The organism is Providencia sp. PROV122, from assembly GCF_028482365.1.
GTDB classification, from domain to species: Bacteria; Pseudomonadota; Gammaproteobacteria; order Enterobacterales; family Enterobacteriaceae; genus Providencia; species Providencia stuartii.
Genome location: NZ_JAMPQI010000001.1, coordinates 224,602 through 248,669 on the forward strand (window position 1 = coordinate 224,602; position 24,068 = coordinate 248,669).

Genomic DNA, 24,068 nt, shown 5'->3' on the forward strand with positions numbered 1-24,068 from the left:
AATCTAATTCATAGGGTCATAAATTGATAGATTCGATATTCCAAATTTGTGAGGCATAGTCTTGGATTGTTCTATCAGTAGAAAAAAAGCCCATATTACAGATGTTTTTTGCTACCTTAGACTGCCAAGATAATGGGTCTTGATATAAATCGTCGACTTGTTCCTGTGTATTGATGTAACTACGATAATCTGCAAACAATAAATATGGGTCACCGCCATCGAGCAAGCTGTAGGTTAAATCTTGATAAAAGTTAGGAACGTCAGGTTTAAAGTAACCCTGTGCTATCTGGTCTATCACTTGTTTCAGTTCAGCATCATTTTCATAATACCAACGTGGATAGTAGTAATTCTGCTTGATTTGTTTTACTTCATCGATGGTATGACCAAAGATAAAAATATTATCGTGGCCAACATGTTCGCGTATCTCAACATTTGCGCCATCGAGTGTACCGATGGTCAATGCACCATTTAGTGCGAATTTCATATTACCGGTTCCGGAGGCTTCTGTACCTGCAAGTGAAATCTGCTCGGAAAGGTCGGTGGCCGGAATTATTTTCTGAGCTAGGCTTACTCCATAATCAGGAATAAACACCACTTTCAAGCGCGAACCGATACGCGCATCATTGTTGATAACCGCAGCAACATCATTAATGAGGTGGATGATTTTTTTTGCCGCGCTATATGAGGAGGCGGCTTTACCTGCAAAGATCACCACGCGGGGCACCCAGTTGTGCTCTGGATCTGCTAATATTCGATTATAACGAGTGATGACATGCAGTAAATTTAAGAGCTGCCGCTTATATTCATGAATACGCTTGATCTGTACATCAAATAAGGCTTCAGGGCTAACCACAATTTGTTGTGTCTGGGCAATAAAACGCGCTAATTTAATTTTGTTACTGTGTTTAACTTGTTGCAACTTATCTAAAAATTGAGGGTAATCCATCCACTGCTTCAATTCAGTCAATTGAGGCAAATTAACTAACCATTGTTGGCCGATATAGCTTTCTATAACCGAAGTCAGCTCTGGGTTAGCAATAGCTAGCCAACGTCGCGGTGTCACGCCATTGGTGATGTTGCAGAATTTATTAGGGAAAATTCGGGCAAAGTCGGCAAACAGAGAGTCGGTCATAAGTTGACTATGTAACTCAGAGACGCCGTTGACTTTATGGCAGACAATAGCCGCCAGCCACGCCATTCGCACAAGCTGCCCATACTCTTCATTAATGATGGAGACACGACGCGGCAATTCGTAATCTTGCGGAAATTTTTGGCTCACATGTTGCAAAAATTCGTCATTAATTTGATAAATGATTTGTAGATGGCGCGGCAGAATTTTACGGATCATCTCGACAGGCCAAGTTTCTAAAGCTTCACTCATCAGCGTGTGGTTAGTATAAGAGAACACGTTTTGTGCTAATGCTAAGGCATCCTGCCAACTGACTTGGTGTTTGTCGACTAATAGACGAATTAACTCAGGAATGGCAAGAACAGGATGGGTATCATTTAAATGGATTGCCACTTTGTCAGCTAAGTTATCCCAACGTTGGTAAACTAACCAATGGCGGTGAAGTATGTCTTGCACAGATGCAGAAACTAAGAAGAACTCTTGTTTTAAACGCAGCTCTTTGCCTGAATAGGTTGAATCGTTTGGGTAGAGGACGCGAGAAACGTTTTCAGACTCATTTTTTTTCTTAACCGCGGCATAATATTCGCCATCATTGAAAATTTGCAGATCAAATTCATCGCTAGCTTTGGCACTCCATAAACGCAGGGTATTTGTTGCCTCAGTATTATAGCCAGGAATAATTTGGTCATAAGCGACAGCGATAATATCGTTCGTTTTTACCCACTGATAGCGGCCCTCTTCTTCGGTCACATGGCCTTCAAATTGGATTTGGTAGCGATTTTCTGTTCGAGGAAACTCCCAAGGGTTGCCATGAATCAGCCAATCATCAGGGGATTCGATTTGTTGTCCATTACGAATGGTTTGTTTAAACATGCCGTATTCATAACGAATACCATAACCACATGCGGGGAGATTCAGGGTTGCGAGAGAATCGAGAAAACATGCGGCAAGGCGGCCTAAGCCGCCATTACCGAGGCCGGGATCTGTCTCTTGCTCTAACAATTGCTCAAAATCAAAGCCAAGCTCAGCCACGACTTGGGTTAGATCCTCATACATATTCATTGAAATTAATGTATTAGATAATGATCGACCGAGTAAAAACTCCATCGATAGATAGTAAACCTGCTTAAGCTGCTGTGAATAGGTTGCACGGTTCGTCGCCATCCATCGGTCAACGATCCGATCGCGAGCCGCCAGTATGATGGCTTCTAACCATTCTCGTTGTGTCGCAATATAAGGTTCTTTGCCAATCACAAATTTTAATTTATAGATAATGGAGCTTTTTAGTGCTTCTTGTGTCACTAGTGGCGAATGACATTCGTAAACAAAATGAGTGCTCACAATATTATTCCTTATTGTTATGTAAATTATCTAACATCTCTTTTGTGACGAGAACGATACCTTGTTCTGTGCGATAGAAGCGTTGGCTATCTTCTTCAGGGTTTTCGCCAATAACGGTATTTTCTGGAATGACGCAGCCTCTATCGATAATACAGCGGCGTAAACGTGATGAGCGCCCAATATTCACTCCGGGCAGTAAAATAGAAGATTCGATATTACAGAATGAATTGACTCTCACGCGAGGGAATAACACAGAGTGTATGACAATCGATCCTGAAATGATACACCCCCCCGCAACAAGTGAATTCATGGTCATGCCATGGCTTCCCGAGCGGTCTTGGACAAATTTTGCAGGTGGTAAAGGCTCCATATAAGTACGGATAGGCCAGTTGCGGTCATACATATCTAACTCAGGGGTTACCGAGGCAAGATCCAGTGTTGCTGACCAATAGGCTTCTAATGTTCCGACATCGCGCCAGTAAGGAGGAACATCGGCATTGCTGGTGACACATGAATATTCAAAGGGATGAGCGAGAGCTTCTCTTCTGGCCACTATTTTGGGAATAATATCTTTACCGAAATCATTACTGGAACTCGGGCAAAGGCTATCGTCTTCTAACATTTTGTAGAGGTAATCACTGTTAAAAATATAGATCCCCATGCTCGCTAAACATGAATCAGGCGAATCTTTTAGTACCGGCGGGTCTTGTGGTTTTTCATGGAATTGGGTTATCCAACGATTCTCATCAATTTCCATTACACCAAATTGATGGGCTTCCTCTTTTTTCACTTTGATGCAGGCAACGGTAAATTTTGCATCATTGTTAACATGATCGAGCAACATGCGTGAATAATCCATTTTATAGATGTGGTCACCCGCAAGGATCACAATATATTCTGCACGATAATTACGGATAATATCCATATTTTGATAGACCGCATCGGCCGTGCCTTTATACCAATGGTCGGTAATTTCGCGTTGCTGTGCGGGTAGTAAATCGACAAACTCATTCATTTCTTCATTAAAAAACGACCATCCTCTTTGGATGTGTTGTACTAATGAATGAGATTGATATTGGGTAATAACACCAATTCGTCTAATACCCGAATTTAGGCTATTTGATAATGCAAAATCGATAATACGAAATTTACCACCAAAATGAACAGCAGGCTTGGCTCGTTTACTCGTTAATCCTTTAAGGCGAGTACCTTTACCTCCAGCAAGGATCAAAGCAACAGCCTTTTGAGGCAAATGACGAGCTAACATCATCATATTATTCATATCATTTTGAGACATACCTTAGAACTCTCCAAAATAAGCAAACTGTTATTTAAAGATTTCCCTATTGGTGTATACCTTTCATATTTCAAGTTTTTGTTCTTTTGAACTCAATGACTTAACTATTATTTTGTTCGCCATCTACTGTTATTCAAAATATTCAAGTATAGTAAAACTTAATATAATCGTTTATTGATTACTTTTAATCTAAAAAAGATGACTTTTTTTATTTTTTTATATTACTTACATTCAATAATATACTAGACTTTAGAAATTTAAATATGACTTTAAATGTTTTTCTTTTTTGGAATAAAATTAGTCCTAAATCAACTGACATAAAATGTCATAATTAGTAACAATAAAGTTATTTATCTTAATAATAATATGGCGATAATCTTATGAATGTTTTTAAAGAGTGATTATATAATTTAATAAATAAAAATAATAAAACACATAAAAACCACATAAAACTTACATGTATAAAATTCTTAAAAAGACGGTTTAATGCTGAATAATACGAAGTTAGGATACACATTTTTTGTGATTAATGTCACAATAAATATCTAGGGATAAAAAGATCTATTTTAAAAATGTCCTTATGATTCACTGGATTATGTTTTATGGTTGAAATTAATCATTTAGTGCTATTCATAATTCGATGAGTTTTTTGGCGTCATTTTTTAATTTAAATCAATTAATTTATGGAAGCAGAATGCTAATTTACGCATCGTCAAAACTAACTTTACTTAATTTATTTTTTTAGGGGGTTATTATGCAAAAAGATAATATTGCAAAACTACTTGGTATCAAAATTCGTAAACAAAGAGAAAGTCATAAAATGACGTTAAAACAAACGGCTAGACTAATTGGCGTTTCTGAAGATGAGATGACTCGCTTTGAAAGTGGTGAAAGCTGTATCGATGTCGATTCTTTATTCCAATTTGCCTGTTTATTTAACTTGGAGCCAACGACGTTTCTGTATGGTGTTGTTAACGTTAACCTAGGTACACGCTGCACCATTCATTAATAGGCGTATGATACACTCAGGGAAGGCTATAAAATATCTTGTAAACACCGTCAACAAAAGCACCAAATATCAACATAGAGAGATACTATGAGAAAGTTAATCGGACCGGAAGGAATGACAGAGTCATTATCTTTTTTGGCTCTATTTCTTCCGGCCTTGATTGTTAATTAAGTAATTATACTGAATAGTTTGATTTTTATTATCAAAAAATAATCAACAAGGTTATTATTGAATACATTATTGATTTGGGTAGATTATAAATTCACTTATCAAATAAACTGATTTAATTCCAATTGATTTAAAATCGATTCAGTTATTTTATTGATATCAATTAATTGTGAGTTTATGACGATTTTGTTTGTTTTATGTGGATTTAAGATGAAATGGTCAAGCTGTTTTATAATCAATGAATTTTCGTTAATTATTGAGAATTGGTTATTAGACATTAGAAAATTCTCAAATTGGAGATCATGATGGCATTGCTTAAGGGATAATTTATCAGAAACATTCCCTGTATTAAAAAACAGTTCTAGCGAGGCTAAAAAGCCATTGCTGTCTTTTAAATTAATCATAAGCACATCACCTTTTTCAATGTGTGAAAATGGACGAGAATATTGAATTGAGAGGGAATCAAATTTAAATTCAGGCAGTAAATTAAGGAGCAGCGATACTTTTTCTGCAATTAATGAACGTAATGTCTCTTTGGAAAGGCAATCCATTTTATCAATTTGACGGTGGGCGGATAAGCGCAATAAACCACTATCACGAGTACTCTTATTTGATAAGATTGATTTCATTTCATCATACTGGTGAGAAAAACGAAGCAGGCTATTTTGGCAGATATTAACATCGTTGTATTTAGCTAATTTGAGTAAATTAACTAACTCATTGGTTCCATAATTTGGAACATTATTGAGTAAAATATTTTTTCCTGAATTAATCGCAGATTGAATAATAAACTTTAATAACTCTTCACCGCATAGGGATGTCACGATAATTGTATCAACCGCATCATTGTCGATGAGATGCTCGATTTTTCTTTTTTGGCAAATAAAGTATGCAGCTGAAGGTATCGGTGAATCTAACGAACAAACGGAGTTGAGTTGACAATGATGTTGGCTATGCAATATCGCTTCTGTGTACCATGTATTGTGCGTGGGGGAGCCTATGAGGCCAATACCTGTCTTATTTAACGAGACAAGCGCATGCTGCTCTTCAAGTAAGCGAAGGTGGCCAAACAAATAGAGAAAATGTGTATTCATTACCAAGCTCCTCACCGAAAGGTTAGTTTCAGGTGTTTACATAATCTCAACATAACAGTGTGAAATAATAATTTCATTATTATTTTTATTGAAATTCATGTTTTCTGATGAGTCTCACAATTTTTAAAGACACTGGTAATAGGCTTAGATTTCATCCATGAGTGGTGATTAATAGCATCAAGAAACGAGGTACAGGTTAGTGAGTTTGGAGATTGCCGAAATTGAGGAATATTGAAAGGGAAGGGGAATCGATACCGCTTTGTAATGTTCCGGGCTAAGTCACAACGGAGGTATTTGTGTCCAAAGCCCGTCTTAAGATTAAACTAGCTTACTGCCTTGGCGATAAGCCAGTGCAACAGTGAGTGATTGCGCAAGACACAAGGTTGCTGACTGGGAACGGAAGGCATCAACTTGGGCTTCTTTGATCACAAAACAGACATCACTAAAACTAGCGAGTGGGCTGATTTGGCTATCTGTGATAACAATCTGCTTTGCGCCAGTTTGGGCGGCTTTTTCGCTCACCATAATGGTTTCTTCTGCATAAGGTGTGAAACTAATAGAAACCACAACATCTTTTTCGTTAATTCGGTTGATTTGCTCTTTGAACATACCACCAAGGCCATCGATCAATTGTGGACGGCACTCTAAGTGGCTAAGGGCATAGCTAAGATAGGTTGCAACGCTGAACGAACGACGTAACCCAATGATATAGACATTTTCTGCTTCGGCTAATAGGGTGACGGCTTTTTCAAGATCTTCAGCGGGGGTTCTCGCTGCCATTTGTTGTAGCGCTTGCGCATTTGAGTGAGCAAACTCTTTTAAAATCTGAGCAGGATCATCACTCAGTTCTTGGTCGCTATCCATTTCACGAAATAAACGGGCGCGATCGGTGTAACTTGCCGTTTCTTCCACTAAATTCATACGAAATAACTGTTTCATTTCGTTAAATCCGCTGAAATTAAAGGCATTAGCGAAACGGATTAAGGTAGATGGTGGAACATTGGCTTCCTTAGCGATGACAGCAACTGTATCAAAAGCCACACTATTTGTGTTATCTAAAACATATCGTGCTACTTGCTGTAGCCGTTTACTTAGTTCATCGTAACGGGAACGAACTTGCTCCTGAAACTCATTTAAATTCGATGCAGTTGACATAAAACCTCCGTGACTAGGCTATTGATTGTAGTTATTTTCAGCCGTTAGTCGAATTTTTTTGAAAAACTAATCCAACTAAATGGAATAATCAATTCATATTGCTTTTTATCTGAGGGCTGATTAAAACGATTTTTGAAACCAGTGTCTTTATCTTCAATCGACAATTTCATAAAAACTCAGTCTGGATCACATAAATTGAATGTTATTTCAGTTTTAGTTGAAAATGAAATGAATATTTCATATATCTTTAGCAACAAGGTAACTCTATCAGCTAAAGAGAGGCAACATGCAACAGATTCAGAATTTCATTGGCGGTGAACTTGTATCCAGCCAAAGTGGGCGTTTTGCACCCGTATATAACCCTGCAACCGGTGAACAAACAGCTCAAGTTGTGTTGAGCAGTGCTGCTGAAACTAAACAGGCAATAGAGGTTGCCCATAAAGCCTTCCCTAAGTGGTCAAAACTGTCTCCACTAAAACGTGCGCGTATCCTATTTAAATTTAAAGCGCTGCTTGAAGAGAATATGGATGATTTGGCGCGTTTAATCTCGAAAGAGCACGGTAAAGTATTTTCAGATGCTGTCGGTGAATTAACTCGCGGTCTGGAAGTCGTTGAATTTGCTTGTGGCATTCCACATTTACAGAAAGGTGAACATTCCGCCAATGTGGCAACCGGTGTTGATAGCCACTCCTTAATGCAGCCGTTGGGGGTATGTGCTGGCATTACGCCATTTAACTTCCCTGCGATGGTGCCTATGTGGATGTTCCCAGTCGCATTGGCAACGGGCAACACCTTTGTCCTAAAACCGTCGGAAAAAGATCCATCACTCGCTATTGAATTAGCAAAACTATTAAAAGAAGCGGGTTTACCCGATGGTGTTTTTAACGTTGTTCAAGGCGACAAAGAGTCCGTTGATGTATTGCTTCGTGCACCTGAAGTTCAGGCGGTCAGTTTCGTGGGTTCAACACCAATTGCAGAATACATTTACACAACAGCCTCAGAGCATGGCAAACGTTGCCAAGCACTAGGTGGTGCAAAAAACCACTGTATCCTAATGCCTGACGCAGATATGAACCTAGCGACAAATGCGATTATGGGGGCGGCGTTTGGTGCGGCTGGTGAGCGTTGTATGGCATTATCCGTCGTGCTTGCTGTTGGTGATGAGACCGCAGATACACTGATTGCAAACTTGAAACAGCAAATCGCTAAAATGACCGTAGGTCCGGGTATCGTTGATGGTAAAGAAAATGATATGGGGCCTGTGATTTCAGCACAGCATAAAGCAAAAATTTGTGACTATATCACCAACGGTGAAAAACAAGGTGCTAGCCTGTTAGTTGATGGACGTGATTTCAAAGTGGCAGGTTTTGAAAATGGCTACTTTGTAGGGCCCACTCTGTTTGATAATGTCACTCCAGACATGGACATCTATAAAGATGAAATTTTTGGTCCAGTACTCGCCATTGTGCGTGTTCCAGATTTTGAAACAGGTCTGAAACTGATCAATCAACATGAGTATGGCAACGGTACGGCTATCTTTACTCGTGATGGTGAAACGGCTCGTGAATTCCAAGAGAATGTGATGGCGGGGATGGTGGGTATTAACATACCAATTCCAGTTCCGATGGCTTTCCACAGTTTTGGTGGCTGGAAACGTTCTATCTTTGGACCGCTGAATGTTCATGGAAATGATGGTGTACGTTTCTATACACGCATGAAAACGGTTACCAGCCGTTGGCCTGCAAGTGTCCGTCTGGAACATCATGAAAGCAGTTTCACAATGCCAACTATGGAATAAATGGAGCCCCATATGAATAAGCAGACAATGACCACAGCTCAGGCATTAGTTAAGTTTCTTAACCAACAATATGTTGAGGTTGATGGCGAGCAGTATCCGTTTATTCAGGGAGTATTTACCATCTTCGGCCATGGTAACGTAGTAGGTTTAGGGCAGGCGCTAGAAGAAGCGCCTGGGCACCTGCAAGTTTATCAAGGATGCAATGAACAAGGGATGGCGCATATTGCTACAGGGTTTGCGAAACAGAAAAAACGCAAGCAAATTTGTGCAGTGACATCCTCTGTTGGACCGGGGGCAGCAAATATGGTGACGGCGGCTGCGACAGCGACCGCGAATCGCATCCCTCTTTTATTGCTGCCAGGTGATACTTTCGCAACACGTCAGCCTGATCCAGTATTACAGCAAGTTGAGCAATATGGTGATGGCACGATCAGTACGAATGATTGTTTCCGGCCTGTTTCGCGTTATTGGGATCGGGTATCTCGTCCAGAGCAATTGATGTCAGCGATGATCAATGCCATGCGTGTCTTAACCGACCCGGCAGATACGGGAGCGGTAACAATCTGCTTGCCACAAGATGTTCAAGGTGAAGCTTGGGATTATCCGGACTATTTCTTTGCTAAACGTGTTCATCGCATTGAACGTCGTCCAGCGACAACCGTGAGTTTAGAAGAAGCGGTCAGTTTAATTCGTAGCAAGAAAAAGCCACTGTTAGTCTGCGGTGGTGGGGTACGTTATTCCGAAGCGCATGATGCTTTCCGTACTTTCGCGGAGCACTATGCAATCCCATTTGGCGAAACTCAAGCAGGTAAAAGTGCCATTGTGGCAAGCCACCCTTTAAATGTGGGGGGGATTGGTACAACAGGCGGCCTAGCCGCGAACCTACTAGCAAAAGAAGCCGACTTAGTGATTGGTGTGGGAACACGTTTCACTGACTTTACTACCGCATCAAAGTCGCTGTTTAGTCACCCTGATGTACAGTTTTTGAATATTAACGTTGCTGAGTTTGATGCCTATAAGCTCGATGCCTTAAAAATTATTGCAGATGCAAAAGAAGGGCTAACGGCACTGGATGCTTTATTACAAGGTACTGGCTATCAAGCACAGTGGGGTGAGCGTATTCAACAAGCTAAGCAACAGTGGCAATCTGAGTTAGATAGATTATTCTCGATTCAATATAGCCCATTGAATTTTGTGCCAGAAATAGCGGGTCACCTTGATGATAAATTAGAGGAGTATCGTGAAGCGCTTGGTACAGAGTTGGCACAGACTCGCGTCTTGGGGCTAATGCAGCGCCATATGGAAGATGATGCCATCGTTGTTGGTGCAGCAGGGTCATTGCCGGGAGACTTACAGCGTATTTGGTTACCTAAGCATCCTGATACTTATCATTTGGAATATGGTTATTCATGTATGGGGTATGAAATTGCTGCTGCCATTGGCGCAAAAATAGCAGCCTCGGAACAACCTGTTTATGCGATGGTCGGTGATGGCTCCTATTTGATGCTACACAGTGAGTTACAAACGGCTATCCAAGAAAACGTGAAGATCACCATTCTGTTATTCGATAACGCAGGTTTTGGTTGTATTAATAATCTGCAAATGAGTCAAGGCATGGGGAGTTTCGGAACGGAAAACCGTCATCGTAACCCACAAACAGGGCAAATGGATGGTCCATTAGTTAAAGTTGATTTTGCTAAAAATGCCGAAAGTTATGGGTGTAAGAGTTATCGCGTACATGATGAAGCTCAATTGATCGCCGCAATTGAGGATGCTAAATCGCATTCAGGTTGTGTATTAATTGATATCAAAGTACTCCCTAAAACGATGACTAACGGTTATGAAGCGTGGTGGCGTACCGGAACAGCGCAGGTCGCGAAGAAACCGGAAGTGGTTGCCGCAGCAGACAAAATCAAAGACATGGTTGCTAACCGAGTACGGCAGTACTAAATCATTACTCTGTAGGGAGGGTAATGGGCTAAATGCTTTAGCCATCTCTTTGCATCGCTCAAAATAAGTTGAAATATGCTTGTTTAATAAGGGGAAATAATCCGCCTTAGCCAATCGGCACATTGAAATATTGAGAGCGGTGATGAGCTCTAATCAGACAAGATCAGGTTATTTATCGGGAAGTTTGCATGGATGCAGTGGTTGTTATTTGACGATTAAAGTGGTTGACGTCATTAGGTTATTTCTTTTTACCCAGCGAAAGCTGGGTTTTTTGTTTGTCCATTTTGGGCATTGAAGGTTAAAAGCGATTTAATAAAATGATGAGCGTCGGCAAAGACTAAGTGAGATTGATGAAAAAAAATACCATCAATCAGCGAAGAAGAGACACCTCAATGTTTCTCTAATAGGGCTGGGCATTGTCGAAGATTGTCGGGAAAGCAATATGATTTAGGTTGATGTATCACGGCAAGTGTTAACTCGTTTTACCGAGTGCGAGAAAAAACGCATTTTGGTGAAGGTATGAAGTACTCGTTGGTGAAATGGCAACAACAATTCAAAGTCGAAAAGTCGTTTTTTTGGCATAAAGTGGCGTAACTCCTTTCACTTCACATCTTAAAGCTGTTCCTTTGATCGTTGGTCGTTCAGTTCGCTGGGAGCTTATCTTGTGCCATATTTATGGTTTTAGCGGGGGAACTCACGTCGACTCTTTCATTTTATCAGGAAAAAGGCAGTCAAAATAAAAGGAGTCGCTGTGACGAAATGATAATTAATGAAATGAATATTCTAAAATATCCGTTAAGTTGAATATCTCCCGTTATTAACCTTACTCTAATTGTGACTATCGGCATGCTCTAAAGGCTAATTGATTGAGTTTACATTGTTATTTTGTGATCAGAATAACACTAAAAATCCACTTTATTATAGCAATTGTTATCTAGTCCTCAAAAACATAATTTTCAATTAATTATAAATTGAAATGAATGTTTTATTTGTTATATTTCATCATATCCTAATAGTGGATTTATCGCCTCAAGGAGCATTTCAATGTTCAATATAGCACTATTTGGCGCAGGACGTATCGGGCAGGTTCATGCTGTCAATATTGCCGGCCACAAAGAAACTACACTTTACTCTGTGATTGACCCTTACCAACCTAATGCGCAAGCATTGGCTGAGAAGTACCAAGCGAAAGTTCAATCTACAGAAGAAGCGATGCAGGACCCAAATGTTCATGGCGTTCTGATTGCTTCTGCAACGGATACTCACGCAGATTTAATTGAACTTGCTGCAAAAAATAAGAAAGTGATTTTTTGTGAAAAGCCGGTGCACTTAGATCTTGAGCGTGTTAAAGCGTGCTTAAAAAGCGTTAAAGAGCACAATGTACCTCTCTTTATTGGCTTCAACCGCCGCTATGACCCACAATTTCGCCACCTGAAAAATTTATTCGAACAAGGCGCAATTGGTAAAGCTGAATCTTTAATTATTACATCACGGGATCCATCACCTCCACCAGCGGAATACGTTAAGGTTTCCGGTGGTATGTTCAGAGATATGACAATTCATGACTTTGATATGGCTCGCTTTATGATTGGCGAAAACCCATGCTCAGTCTATGCACAAGGTAGCAATGTCGTTGATCCTGCAATAGGGCAAGCAGGGGATATTGATACCGCGTTTATTATTTTGAAATTTCCATCAGGAGCCATGGCAACCATCTCTAATAGCCGTCGTTCAGGTTATGGCTATGACCAACGTATCGAATTACATGGTGAAAAAGGGTTGTTAACAGCAGGGAATATCAAAGAAAACAGCGTTGAGTTTTTAAGTGACGTTGGTTGCTTATCCGCAAAACCTGAATTCTTCTTTTTGCAGCGTTACCACGAAGCGTATAAAGCAGAATGGGAGCATTTTGTCGATATCCTTGCAGGCCGTGCTGAATCAGAGACAACAGGTACAGATGGTGAATTGGCGCTTTACTTAGCAGACAAAGCCCTTGAATCACTAAAAACAGGCAAAGAAATTCAACTTTAGTTTTAAATACCTCTTGTTTACCGATTACTAAATAAAAAGCGGGAAATGCCATTCCCGCTTTATCAGTCACCTTACATAAATTTATGCGCTAATTATAAATAGAAAGGCTTGGGGGTACTAATGCTGGCTCTACTTTCATTTATCGGCTTTACCTTATTGGTTGCTGGGATTGCTTATTATAAAACCCGAAATGCACATTTGACCTCGTCTGCCGAGGGCTATTTTTTGGGTGGCCGTTCCATGACTGGCCTGTATATCGGTGGCTCTATGCTACTGATGAATTTATCTACTGAACACCTTGTGGGACTAAATGGTTTATCTTTCCGAACCGGTTTTATTGTAATGGCTTGGGAAGTTATGGCGGCATTAACCATTGTGTTATTCGCTATTTATTTTTTACCGAAATATCTTAAATTAGGTATTTCGACTATTCCGGAATATTTAGAGCGCCGTTTTGATAAAAACACCTTATTAATTACCTCTATTTTATTCCTCGCAATGTATGTGATTTCATTGCTACCTATTGTGTTATATACGGGAGCTATTGCTCTTGAAAGCTTATTCCAAGTTTCACATGTTTTTAATGTCGATAAAACAACCGCCCTGTGGATTATGGTATGGGGAGTTGGTGGTTTAGGCGCTATTTACGCCATTTTTGGTGGTATTAAGGCGATCGCGATTGCAGATACTGTGAACGGCGCAGGTTTGATTATTGGCGGTCTATTAGTGACAATATTTGCCCTGATTTATGTGGGAGATGGCAACGCTTGGGCTGGATTAACTGAAGTCTATCAATCACATCCAGAGAAATTTAACTCCATTGGTGATGAAGACTCACTCGTACCATTCTCGACTCTATTTACAGGGTTAATTGTTTCAAATATGTTTTTCTGGTGTACTAACCAGTCAATTGTCCAAAAATCATTGGGTGCTAAAAACTTAGCGGAAGGGCAAAAAGGGGTGATGCTCTGCGCGTTCTTTAAGTTGATCATCCCATCAATCATTATTTTACCGGGTATTATTGCATTCCATATTCTTAATGGCGAAATTGATAATCCAGATAACGCTTATCCCGTCTTAGTACACATGGTTCTACCTGAATTCTTAGTTGGATTCTTTGCCGCGGTGGTGGTTGGTGCAGTTTTCTCAACATTTAGTGGTGGTTTGAACTCTTCGGTCACTTTATTTACGGTTAATATTTATAAAGATCGTATCAATAAGAATGCGACAGAAGCTCAGACGGTTAAAGTCGGTAAATATTTGGGGATCGCTTTAGCGCTGGCAACCATGATTATTGCTCCTTTGGTTGCTAATGCTCCTGATGGCCTATTCTATTTAATTCAACAATTACAAGGTATCTTTAACGCACCTATTTTAAGTGTGGTGTTAGTTGGTTTGATGACTAAGCGTGTTCCTGCCATTGCTGCAAAATTAGGTTTATTGTTTGGTATGTCTGCTTACATCATTTGTAACTTTATTTTGGATCTAGATATCCACTTCTTCCATTTAGTGGGCATTTTGTTTGTCGCAAATATCCTCTTTATGCTGACTATTGGTTACTTCTTCCCGGGTAAACCTTATGAAGATGTTTATACTGAACAGGTTGATATCTCACCATGGCGTTTTGCGACTCCTGTTGCTTGCTTGATTGTACTAGGCGCTATCTCAATGTATGTCTATTTGGCTCAAGGTGCACCAAGCTATGTCATGATTGGTTACTATATTTTTGCCGCTATCCTTTTAACCTTTATTATTTATAAATTCTCAAAGGCGTGGTTAGTGGGTAAAACTCAGTCGGTTAATGCATAAAGGAGAGTGACGTATTATGGAGCCATCACTTATCCCGATGGTTAAGCAGTTTATCTCACAGCGTGACCCATTTGATCGCTTAGATGATATGCAGCTAGACCAATTAGTAAATAGCGTTGAAATTATCTATTTGACTCAACGGGAAGTGTTGAAGCCGCACCAAATTGCTGGTCAAGGTTTATATCTGGTAAGAACGGGAGCGGTGGAACAACGTTATGAGGATGGCTCCTTAAGAGCAAGGCTGGGGTCTGGGGATGTTTTTGGGTTCAGTGTGTTAAACAAAACCCCAGAATCCCCCGGTGAATACCAAGTGATCGCTATAGAAAACACATTGCTTTATTGCATCCCTCGCGACTCGTTGTTGTTAGCGATGGAACAAAACCAAGCGGTTCGCCATCATTTTGCTTGTGAGGAAGGGCAGCGATTAGCATCACGGCCCAAAATCGATAACCTCACAGAAGATAGCCTGTTGTACTTAAATCCAGTCTCCTCCATTGAAAATGGCAATATCGTCGTGATTACACCCGGCACAAGTGTTCAAGATGCAGCTCAAGAGATGGTGCGAAAGCACCGTTCATCGGCATTAGTCATGGATGGAGAGACATTACTCGGGATCATTACCGATCGTGATCTGACGAAGCGGGTTGTGGCTTTAGGGCTGGATATTAAAACCCCCGTCAGCAAAGTGATGACTGAAAACCCAATCACCATTGCAGCCAATGCTCCTATCATTAATGCCATTGAATTGATGATGCAGCATAACATTCGTAGCTTGCCAGTGATGACAAACCACCGTATCACTGGTGTTTTAACTGCAACGAGCTTAGTGCAGAAAAACAGCATGCAAGCGGTGTATTTGATTAGCCGCATTTATCGCCAAGAGAGCCTTGCTGAATTAAAAATGCTTGGGGTACAAAGGCAAGCTGTGTTTGAGTCTTTGATTGAATCCGGTGTTCAATCACACACTATTCAATTAATGATGACATTAATTGCTGATGCATTTAATAAGCAATTGTTAAGGCTGGCGGAACGAGAGCTAGGAGAGCCTCCCTGTGACTATTGCTGGTTTGCCGCAGGTTCACAGGCACGACAAGAGATGCATTATCTTTCAGACCAAGATAATGGGATCATTTTAGCGCGTGAAGTGACTAAGGAGGAGGAGGGCTGGTTTAGGCAACTGGCAGAGTATGTCTGCTATGGTTTAGACGAGTGCGGCTATTCTCTCTGTCCTGGGCATATTATGGCGACCAATCCCAAGTGGTGTAAGCCGTTAACACAGTGGCAGACCTATTATCAACAGTGGCTCAAAGAGCCTGAGCAACTGGCCTTATTAAACATTTCAGTTTTTTTAGATATTCGGTTTCTTTATGGTAGCCAAGTGCTGTTTAACTCATTGGTGCGTTCAGCAGAATCACATTTAAAAGGAAGTAAGCGGTTACTTTCAATGTTGGTCGCTAATTCAACGCGCATAAATCCACCTTTAGGTATGTTTAGGCAGTTTGTGTTGGTTAAAAATGGCGAAAACCACAGTGTCTTTAATATTAAAAAGCAAGCCGTTAATTTATTAGTGGAGAGCTTGCACGAGTTTACGCATTAGAAGCTGGTATTTTTACGCCATCAACCTTGACTCGGTTTGAAGTGGCGCGTGATTCAGGCATTATCAGTGCAGCGTCTTGCCAAGAGTTAACAGAAGCTTATTTGTTTATTAATCAGGTGCGATTTGGCTGCCAGCGCAGGGCATTGTTAGCCGGAGATGCGTTATCGAATTTAATTGTGCCTCAGCGGCTCACGCAATTTGAACGAAATCATTTGAAAGATGCGTTTCGTATTATAGCTCGCACGCAAGAAGCGGCGGAACAACGTTATCATGCTAAAGGTGTGATGAAATGATAGGTTCAATGCTGTGTTACCACCAGCCATTGGCGCGTTTAGCACGTCGCCGTGCGAAATTATTGCGTTCACCCCAACTACCGAAGCTATTGCAGGCAGCCTTACAATCACCGATACCGAGCGAGGATAGTTTATTAAAAACCCAACAAATTCTGTCGATTGATTTAGAAACTACAGGGTTAGATCCTGAAAAAGATAGAATTTTAAGTATTGGGATGGTGACCATTGCAGATAGCAAAATCCTACTCAAAAGCGCCCAACACTATTATGTGAATGATAACGAACCGGTGAAAGCAGAAACGGCGGTGATTAACCACATTACGCCGGAACAGCTCAGCGATGGGGTATCGTTGCCTCACGCGATTGCATCATTTTTACATGAAGCAAAAGGTAAGTGTATTTTGGCGCACGGCAGTGCGATAGAACATGCTTTTCTTTCTAAGGCATTGAATATCAAAGAACTCCCTTTGCTCTGGTTTGATACGCTTAACATTGAAAAAACGTTACTAAGCCATAAGAATATTAATCGTAATGATTTTAGTCTGTCAGCCTTAAGAAGCCGTTATCAGCTACCCGATTATGATGCCCACAATGCGCTCTCTGATGCTATTGCTACAGCAGAACTCTTTTTAGCACAATCTAAAGTGATTTACCCTTCCCAACATCCTGTTATTAAACAGCTCTATAAGCGCTCACAATAGTATTTATAATGATTTTTTGAAATTTTCATTTCATTTTTAACCCTTTTTTATTTCATTCGTGAGATTAGATATAAAGAATATTATTTTTATTTCTTTATATATTAACTAATTACACAAAAAATTAAGGCTAGATCACATAATGAAATTAATATTTCTCGTTTTGTTGAAAATGAAATAAATATTCCGTATAAAGTCAGTATCAAATAAAAACATCAGGCACAGACATCGGGCTAGCTTGCGCTACACATGATGAGTTGCACGAAGGGAGAATACAGAATGAAAGAAATCCGCATTGGTCTGATTGGTACTGGCTATATTGGTCGTGCTCACGCAATAGGCTTATGCGCAAGCGCCGACTGTTTTCCCATTAAAAGGTAAATTGGTTCGCGAAATGATCGCGGAAGTCACGCCTGAATTAGCCGAAGCACGTGCTAAAGAGTTGGGCTTTAATCGCTCAACGGATGATTGGCGAAAATTAGTTGCGGATCCAAACATTGATGTGGTCGATATTTGTTCACCAAACTTTTTGCACAAAGAGATGGCGATGGAAGCAATTAAGCATGGCAAACATGTTTATTGCGAAAAACCATTAGCCCTCAACTCTGACGATGCGAAAGAGATGGTGGCTGCCGCTGAGAAAGCTGGTGTGAAAACCTTAGTGGGTTTTAATTACATGAAAAACCCAACGGCACAATTGGCAAAAGAGATCATCGCTAATGGTGAGATTGGAGAAGTTATTCATTTCTACGGCACTCATAATGAAGATTATATGGCAGATCCTAATGCACCAATCCATTGGCACTGCTTTAAAGAAAAAGCCGGTTTAGGTGCTCTAGGTGATTTGTCAGCCCATATTGTCAACATGGCGCAATTCTTAGTCGGTGATATTGAAACGGTATGCGGTGATATGGAAATTGTCATCAAGCAGCGTCCAGAAAAGGCCGGCTCGTCAGTGATGGTCGATGTAGAAAACGAAGATCAGGCCCATGCCATGGTACGTTTTGCGAGTGGAGCGATGGGTGTTATCGAAACTTCACGGATCGCGGCAGGGCGTAAAATGGGGTTAACCTATGTGGTTACGGGTACTAAAGGGACTTTATCCTTCACCCAAGAGAGAATGGCTGAGCTAAAACTATACCGCCATGATGAGCCTTCCAATCGCCAAGGTTTTAAAACAATTTTAGTTGGCCCAGAGCATCCTGACTATGCACCTTTCTGTAATGGCGCAGGGCATGGTATTGGGTTTAATGACCAAAAAACAGTTGAAGTCCGCGATTTAATTGATGGTGTCGCGACCGGTGAAAATATGTGGCCTGATTTTGAAGAGGGCTGGAAAGTGTCGCGTATTCTCGATGCTATCGCACGTTCTTATGAAGAACAGCGTTGGGTTAAAGTCACTGAAATCAATTAATTCTGTTCAAGGGGTAATTAATGGATAAGCAGAAGAAGTTAGATGTTATCTGCATGGGCCGTATCGCCGTTGACCTTTACGGACAGCAGATAGGTGCACGCTTAGAAGATATGAGTAGCTTTGCTAAGTATCTCGGAGGATCTTCAGGGAACGTTGCGTACGGAACAGCAATACAAGGCTTGAAGTCATCAATGTTGGCGCGTGTTGGTGATGAGCACATGGGACGTTTTATCCGTGAAGAATTACAGCGGGTAGGTTGTGATACTAGCCATCTAATTACGGATAAAGAGCGATTAACTGGGTTAGTGATCTTGGGGATCAAAGATGAAGATACTTTCCCTCTGATCTTCTACCGTGAAAACTGTGCTGATATGGCTATCACGCCAGATGACTTTAGTGAAGAGTACATTGCATCGGCACGTTGTCTGGCGATTACAGGCACCCATTTATCACACCCTAAAACCCGAGCAGCAGTGTTAAAAGCCCTAGAATACGCGAAACGCAACGGGGTGAAAACGGCGATTGATATCGATTACCGTCCAGTACTTTGGGGACTCACTTCATTAAGGGATGGTGAAACCCGCTTTATTGAATCGGACAAAGTGACAGAACAACTGCAAGAGGTTTTATCGTTATTTGATCTGATTGTCGGAACAGAAGAAGAGTTCCATATTGCAGGTGGCTCTACCGACACCATTCAAGCACTAAAAAATATTCGTCAATTGACCGGCGCTGAACTGGTGTGTAAACGAGGTGCACTTGGATGCTCAGTATTTACTGATGCAATCCCAGACACCTTGGATGAAGGTATTACTGTCAAAGGGGTACGGGTTGAAGTCCTGAATGTATTGGGAGCAGGTGACGCCTTTATGTCGGGCTTACTTCGCGGTTATCTCAATGGGGAAGGTTGGGAAAAAGCCTGTACTTATGCCAATGCGTGTGGCGCGCTGGTGGTTTCTCGTCATGGCTGTGCACCGGCGATGCCAAGTCAGCTTGAGTTAGATAACTATCTTGAGCGTGCGGCGGTTGTACCGCGCCCTGACTTAGATCCGATGTTAAATCACTTACATCGTGTTACGACTCGTGCAACACAGTGGGAAGAGCTGTGTGTCATGGCTTTTGATCATCGAATTCAGTTCGTTGATATGGCTCGCGCGGCGGGAGCTGATGTTTCATGTATTCCTTATCTGAAAAAATTGATTTTCCGTGCCAGCCGTGAAGTCGCGGAGGAAGCAAACTTACAAGGTAAAGCGGGGCTACTGTGTGACAGTACATTTGGTCAAGACGTGCTAAATGATGTGACGGGACGTGGTTGGTGGATTGGGCGTCCAATTGAACTACCGGCTTCAAGACCACTGTGTTTAGAGCACGGTAATATTGGCTCACAGCTAGTCAGTTGGCCAAAAGAGCATATTGTGAAGTGCTTAGTTTTCTTCCACCCAGAAGATAACCATCCACTACGCCTTGAGCAGGAAAAAACGGTACAAGAGGTCTATAGCGCTTGTTGCCAATCCGGCCATGAACTACTGCTTGAAGTTATTCTACCGGCTGATATGGAACGTAATGACGAACTATACCTCAGAGCCATCAAACGCTTCTATAACCTTGGTATCAAGCCAGATTGGTGGAAACTGCCGCCATTGAAAGCCGAGAATTGGGATGAAGTGGATAGATTGATCCAAGAGCGAGACCCTTACTGCCGTGGTGTCGTGTTACTGGGTCTTGATGCGCCACAATCAGAGCTAGAAGCGGGTTTCAATGCTGCTGCTGGGAAATCGATTGTAAAAGGGTTTGCAGTAGGTCGCACCTTATTTGGTAAACCTTCTCTCGCATGGATGAAAGGTGAACTGGATGATGACGCGTTAGTGCAGACCATTAAATCTAATTATCACAACCTGATCGCCTTATGGCGTCAGCGTAAATAATTTTACTCTTACCTATACACAGGAGCTTCATCATGGCAATCCAACTCGGAATTAACCCTTTGACATGGACCAATGATGATTTACCAACATTGGGCGCAGAAACGCCTTTAGAAACATGTTTAACTGAAGGTCGTCAGGCGGGGTTTGCCGGTTTTGAATTAGGCAATAAATTTCCACGTAAAGCCGAAATTTTAGGGCCAATTTTAGAAAAGCATGATCTTAAATTAGTTTCAGGTTGGTATTCAGGCGAACTACTGACTCGCAGCGTAGAAGAAGAAATTGAAGCAGTGCAAGGCCACTTAGCGTTATTACGCGATTTGGGCGCAAAAGTGATGGTGTTCGCGGAAGTCACTCACTGTATTCATGGCGACCAAGACAAACCTGTCCATATGCGTCCTTTGTTCCCTGCGGATAAATGGGAAGAATACGGTAAAAAATTAACCGAATTCGCTAAATATACCTTATCTCAAGGCGTACAAATCGCGTATCACCATCATATGGGAACCGTGATCGAATCAGCGGAAGATGTTGATAACCTGATGAAACACACCGGTGATGAAGTTGGTTTACTGCTTGATACAGGCCACTTAACGTTTGCCGGAGCAGATCCTGTCGAGGTTGCGAAACGTTGGGCTAAACGCATCAACCACGTTCACTGTAAAGATATTCGCCCTGATGTGCTAAAAGACGTGAAAAACCGTAAAACCAGCTTCTTAAATGCTGTTTTAGCGGGTGTCTTTACGGTTCCTGGTGATGGTTGTGTTGATTATCCAGCGGTATTTAAAGTATTGAAAAATAGCCAGTATGAAAATGGCTGGTTAGTGGTTGAAGCGGAGCAAGATCCTGCCATCGCTCATCCGCTGACTTATGCGACAATGGGCTATAAGAATCTGCATAAATTCGCGAAAGATGCAGGTCTTATCTAAATGACCATGGATAGCAAATCTCAATTATTTGAGTTGCTAATAATTGAAGAGTGAAGTTAGCCCGATGAGTCGAGTGATATCGATGATTCGGGTAACTGAGCTTCCACAGCTTAAAGTATTTTTTAGAGGCCGAGGTAAGCGATATGTCTAAATTATTATCAAAGTATCATTCTCCAGATGCGCATAAGCGTACTCAGCATATTACGCCTGAAATCGCCAACTGGGGATATGTGCACTTTGATGTGTATGAACTCAAACAAGGTGAATCTATTTCCTTGCCGGCATCTGAGAATGAAGTTTGTCTAGTGTTGGTTGCAGGTAAAGCAACGGTGAAAACGCCGGGGCAAACATTCGAAAATATCGGCGACCGTATGGATCCTTTTGAGCGCAAAAAACCGTATGCAGTTTATGTGACAGCACAAGAAGCGGTTGAGGTGAAAGCAGAAACGGCGCTAGAGCTAGCAGTATGCCAAGCAAAAGGTAAAGGCACGTATCCGACACGCTTGATAGGGCCAGAAGACATTGATGCTGAGCAGCGTGGTCATGGTAATAACAAGCGTTATGTTCATAACATTCTACCTGATAATAAATCAGCAGATAGCTTACTGGTGGTTGAAGTCTTTACTGATGAAGGGTGCACAAGCTCTTACCCAAGTCACAAGCATGATACCGATAATGAACCCGCAGAAACTTATTTGGAAGAAACCTATTACCACCGTCTGAATCCATCTCAGGGTTTTTGTATGCAGCGTGTTTACACGGATGACCGTGAATTAGACGAGTGCATGGCGGTATATAATAAGGACGTCGTCATGGTGCCTAAAGGCTACCATCCAATGGCAACAATGGCGGGTTACGATAACTATTACTTAAATGTAATGGCTGGCCCGACACGTAAGTGGCTCTTTACGTGGGAAAAAGACCATAGTTGGATCAATAGTGAAACGTATGCCGCTAAACATCGTGATGAAAAGTAGTTATTAATACTCACAGACGGTTGTTTCTTGAATTAGTGAGAAACAGCCGAGGTTGTAGAGTACGTACCAAAACCAAAATCTGTTATCTATTGTTTGCCGGTAATTTATTACCGGCTTTTTTGTTTATTATGATATTAATAAGTTTGTGATGCCATTATTGCCAGTAATAAACAGTATAAATGTGAAAAATTGAATTGTAATATCAGTCACATTATTAATATATTAACCTGTTTGTGTGTTTCCATTGTGTTAATTTTGTGTAAACAAAAAACATGATGAGTGAGGTGTCAATGAAGCGTAAAACAGGTTTTTTCTTCGATGAACATTGTTTTTGGCATAGTACTGGCTTACATGCCACAACGTTACCCGTTGGCGGCTGGGTACAGCCTCCCGCTGGAGCTTCACATGCGGAATCACCGGAAACGAAAAGGCGGCTGAAAAGCCTAATGGATGTTTCTGGTTTAAGCCGCTCTCTGATTTTATCTTCCGCTGAGCCTGCAACTGAAGAGACATTACTTAAAATACATCCTCAAGAATATTTAACCCGTTTTAAACAAGTGAGTGATAATGGGGGAGGGCTGTTGGGCAAAGAAGCACCATTAGGCCCTGGAAGCTATGAGATTGCTAAATTATCTGTAGGATTGGCTTGTGCTGCTGTAGAGGCAGTACTTAAAGGCGAATTGGACAATGCTTATAGTCTTTCACGCCCGCCGGGTCACCACTGTTTACCGGATGAATCGATGGGATTTTGTTTCCTTGCGAATATCCCATTAGCGATCGAACGCGCTAAGACACTATTTAATATTGAGCGTATCGCTGTCATTGATTGGGATGTTCACCATGGCAATGGAACTCAACATATTTTTTGGGATCGCTCAGATGTTTTAACCATTTCAATACACCAAGATGGTTGTTTTCCTCCTGGGTACAGTGGGGAAGATGATATTGGTGGTGGAGATGGTACAGGGTATAACATAAATATTCCGCTACTCGCGGGAGCAGGGCACAACAGTTACATCTATGCGATGGAGCAGATAGTGATCCCTGCATTGGCACGTTTTAAGCCTGAATTGATTATTGTGGCGAGTGGTTATGATGCGAATGCCATGGATCCATTAGCCAGAATGCAACTGCATAGTGAGAGTTTTCGTGACATGACTCGTCTTGTGATGAATGCCGCGGATAGCTTGTGTGACGGTAAGTTAGTTATCGTTCATGAAGGTGGATATTCAGAGGCGTATGTGCCTTTCTGTGGACTTGCTGTTATAGAAGAGATGAGCGGTGTACGTACCGAAGTGGCTGACCCCTTATTGGATTTTATTAGGTTACAGCAACCAAGAGCGGAGTTTGAACATTTTCAGCAACAGTTACTGGATAAGCTGAAAAAGAAATTTGGCTTATAACCAAATAAGTTTAGGTTTGCTCCTCGTGATGTGAGTCAGGAGCAAACCCTGCTT

16 protein-coding genes and 1 pseudogene are annotated in these 24,068 nt (G+C 41.3%); 13 read left to right on the plus strand and 4 right to left on the minus strand.

The features are described 5' to 3' along the window. Positions 1-16: 16 nt before the first annotated feature. Both glgP and glgC read right to left on the minus strand, forming a co-directional pair. Positions 17-2,470, minus strand: coding sequence for a glycogen/starch/alpha-glucan family phosphorylase (gene glgP / locus PSE69_RS01010; RefSeq protein WP_076914249.1), 2,454 nt, complete (start codon positions 2,468-2,470; stop codon positions 17-19). 4 nt (positions 2,471-2,474) lie between these two features. Beyond that, positions 2,475-3,767, minus strand: a complete 1,293-nt coding sequence (gene glgC, locus PSE69_RS01015) for a glucose-1-phosphate adenylyltransferase (protein WP_004922133.1) — start codon at positions 3,765-3,767, stop codon at positions 2,475-2,477. Positions 3,768-4,521: 754 nt separating this feature from the next. On the opposite strand from glgC, the gene PSE69_RS01020 reads away from it, so the two are divergent. Next, complete coding sequence (locus PSE69_RS01020; protein WP_004922128.1) at positions 4,522-4,776, plus strand: helix-turn-helix domain-containing protein; 255 nt, start codon at positions 4,522-4,524, stop codon at positions 4,774-4,776. 269 nt (positions 4,777-5,045) lie between these two features. On the opposite strand, the gene PSE69_RS01025 is transcribed toward PSE69_RS01020, so the two are convergent. Further along, positions 5,046-6,038 (minus strand): hypothetical protein, encoded by a 993-nt coding sequence (locus PSE69_RS01025; protein WP_036941230.1) that lies wholly within the window; start codon positions 6,036-6,038, stop codon positions 5,046-5,048. A 318-nt stretch (positions 6,039-6,356) separates the two neighbouring features. Continuing rightward, complete coding sequence (locus tag PSE69_RS01030) at positions 6,357-7,193, minus strand: MurR/RpiR family transcriptional regulator (RefSeq protein WP_004922124.1); 837 nt, start codon at positions 7,191-7,193, stop codon at positions 6,357-6,359. A 286-nt stretch (positions 7,194-7,479) separates the two neighbouring features. On the opposite strand from PSE69_RS01030, the gene PSE69_RS01035 reads away from it, so the two are divergent. From PSE69_RS01035 to PSE69_RS01090, 12 genes and pseudogenes are all read left to right on the plus strand, one after another. Next, entirely contained in the window at positions 7,480-8,991 is a 1,512-nt protein-coding gene (locus PSE69_RS01035) for a CoA-acylating methylmalonate-semialdehyde dehydrogenase (RefSeq protein WP_121875135.1), read from the plus strand. 12 nt (positions 8,992-9,003) lie between these two features. After that, entirely contained in the window at positions 9,004-10,941 is a 1,938-nt protein-coding gene (iolD, locus tag PSE69_RS01040) for a 3D-(3,5/4)-trihydroxycyclohexane-1,2-dione acylhydrolase (decyclizing) (protein WP_121875136.1), read from the plus strand. 1,044 nt (positions 10,942-11,985) lie between these two features. Continuing rightward, positions 11,986-12,972, plus strand: a complete 987-nt coding sequence (gene iolG, locus PSE69_RS01045) for an inositol 2-dehydrogenase (RefSeq protein WP_004922108.1) — start codon at positions 11,986-11,988, stop codon at positions 12,970-12,972. A gap of 120 nt (positions 12,973-13,092) precedes the next feature. Further along, complete coding sequence (locus PSE69_RS01050) at positions 13,093-14,781, plus strand: solute:sodium symporter family transporter (protein WP_004922104.1); 1,689 nt, start codon at positions 13,093-13,095, stop codon at positions 14,779-14,781. Positions 14,782-14,797: 16 nt separating this feature from the next. Then, positions 14,798-16,378: a DUF294 nucleotidyltransferase-like domain-containing protein gene (locus PSE69_RS01055; RefSeq protein WP_272674904.1), complete on the plus strand. Its 1,581-nt coding sequence runs from the start codon at positions 14,798-14,800 to the stop codon at positions 16,376-16,378. Positions 16,379-16,404: 26 nt separating this feature from the next. Further along, entirely contained in the window at positions 16,405-16,671 is a 267-nt protein-coding gene (locus PSE69_RS01060) for a putative nucleotidyltransferase substrate binding domain-containing protein (protein WP_272674905.1), read from the plus strand. Beyond that, positions 16,668-17,372: a 3'-5' exonuclease gene (locus tag PSE69_RS01065; protein WP_004922098.1), complete on the plus strand. Its 705-nt coding sequence runs from the start codon at positions 16,668-16,670 to the stop codon at positions 17,370-17,372. Before PSE69_RS01060 ends, PSE69_RS01065 begins: the two co-directional genes overlap by 4 nt. 276 nt (positions 17,373-17,648) lie before the next feature. Beyond that, positions 17,649-18,783: pseudogene (locus PSE69_RS01070) on the plus strand (Gfo/Idh/MocA family protein). 20 nt (positions 18,784-18,803) lie between these two features. Continuing rightward, positions 18,804-20,708 carry a bifunctional 5-dehydro-2-deoxygluconokinase/5-dehydro-2-deoxyphosphogluconate aldolase gene (locus PSE69_RS01075; RefSeq protein WP_272674906.1) on the plus strand — a complete coding sequence of 635 codons (1,905 nt, stop codon included), beginning with the start codon at positions 18,804-18,806 and terminating at the stop codon, positions 20,706-20,708. 32 nt (positions 20,709-20,740) lie between these two features. Then, positions 20,741-21,634: a myo-inosose-2 dehydratase gene (iolE, locus tag PSE69_RS01080; protein ID WP_004922086.1), complete on the plus strand. Its 894-nt coding sequence runs from the start codon at positions 20,741-20,743 to the stop codon at positions 21,632-21,634. Positions 21,635-21,777: 143 nt separating this feature from the next. Beyond that, positions 21,778-22,611 carry a 5-deoxy-glucuronate isomerase gene (gene iolB / locus PSE69_RS01085; RefSeq protein ID WP_004922083.1) on the plus strand — a complete coding sequence of 278 codons (834 nt, stop codon included), beginning with the start codon at positions 21,778-21,780 and terminating at the stop codon, positions 22,609-22,611. 290 nt (positions 22,612-22,901) lie between these two features. Next, positions 22,902-24,014: a class II histone deacetylase gene (locus PSE69_RS01090; protein ID WP_014656437.1), complete on the plus strand. Its 1,113-nt coding sequence runs from the start codon at positions 22,902-22,904 to the stop codon at positions 24,012-24,014. The last annotated feature ends 54 nt before the right edge of the window (positions 24,015-24,068 follow it).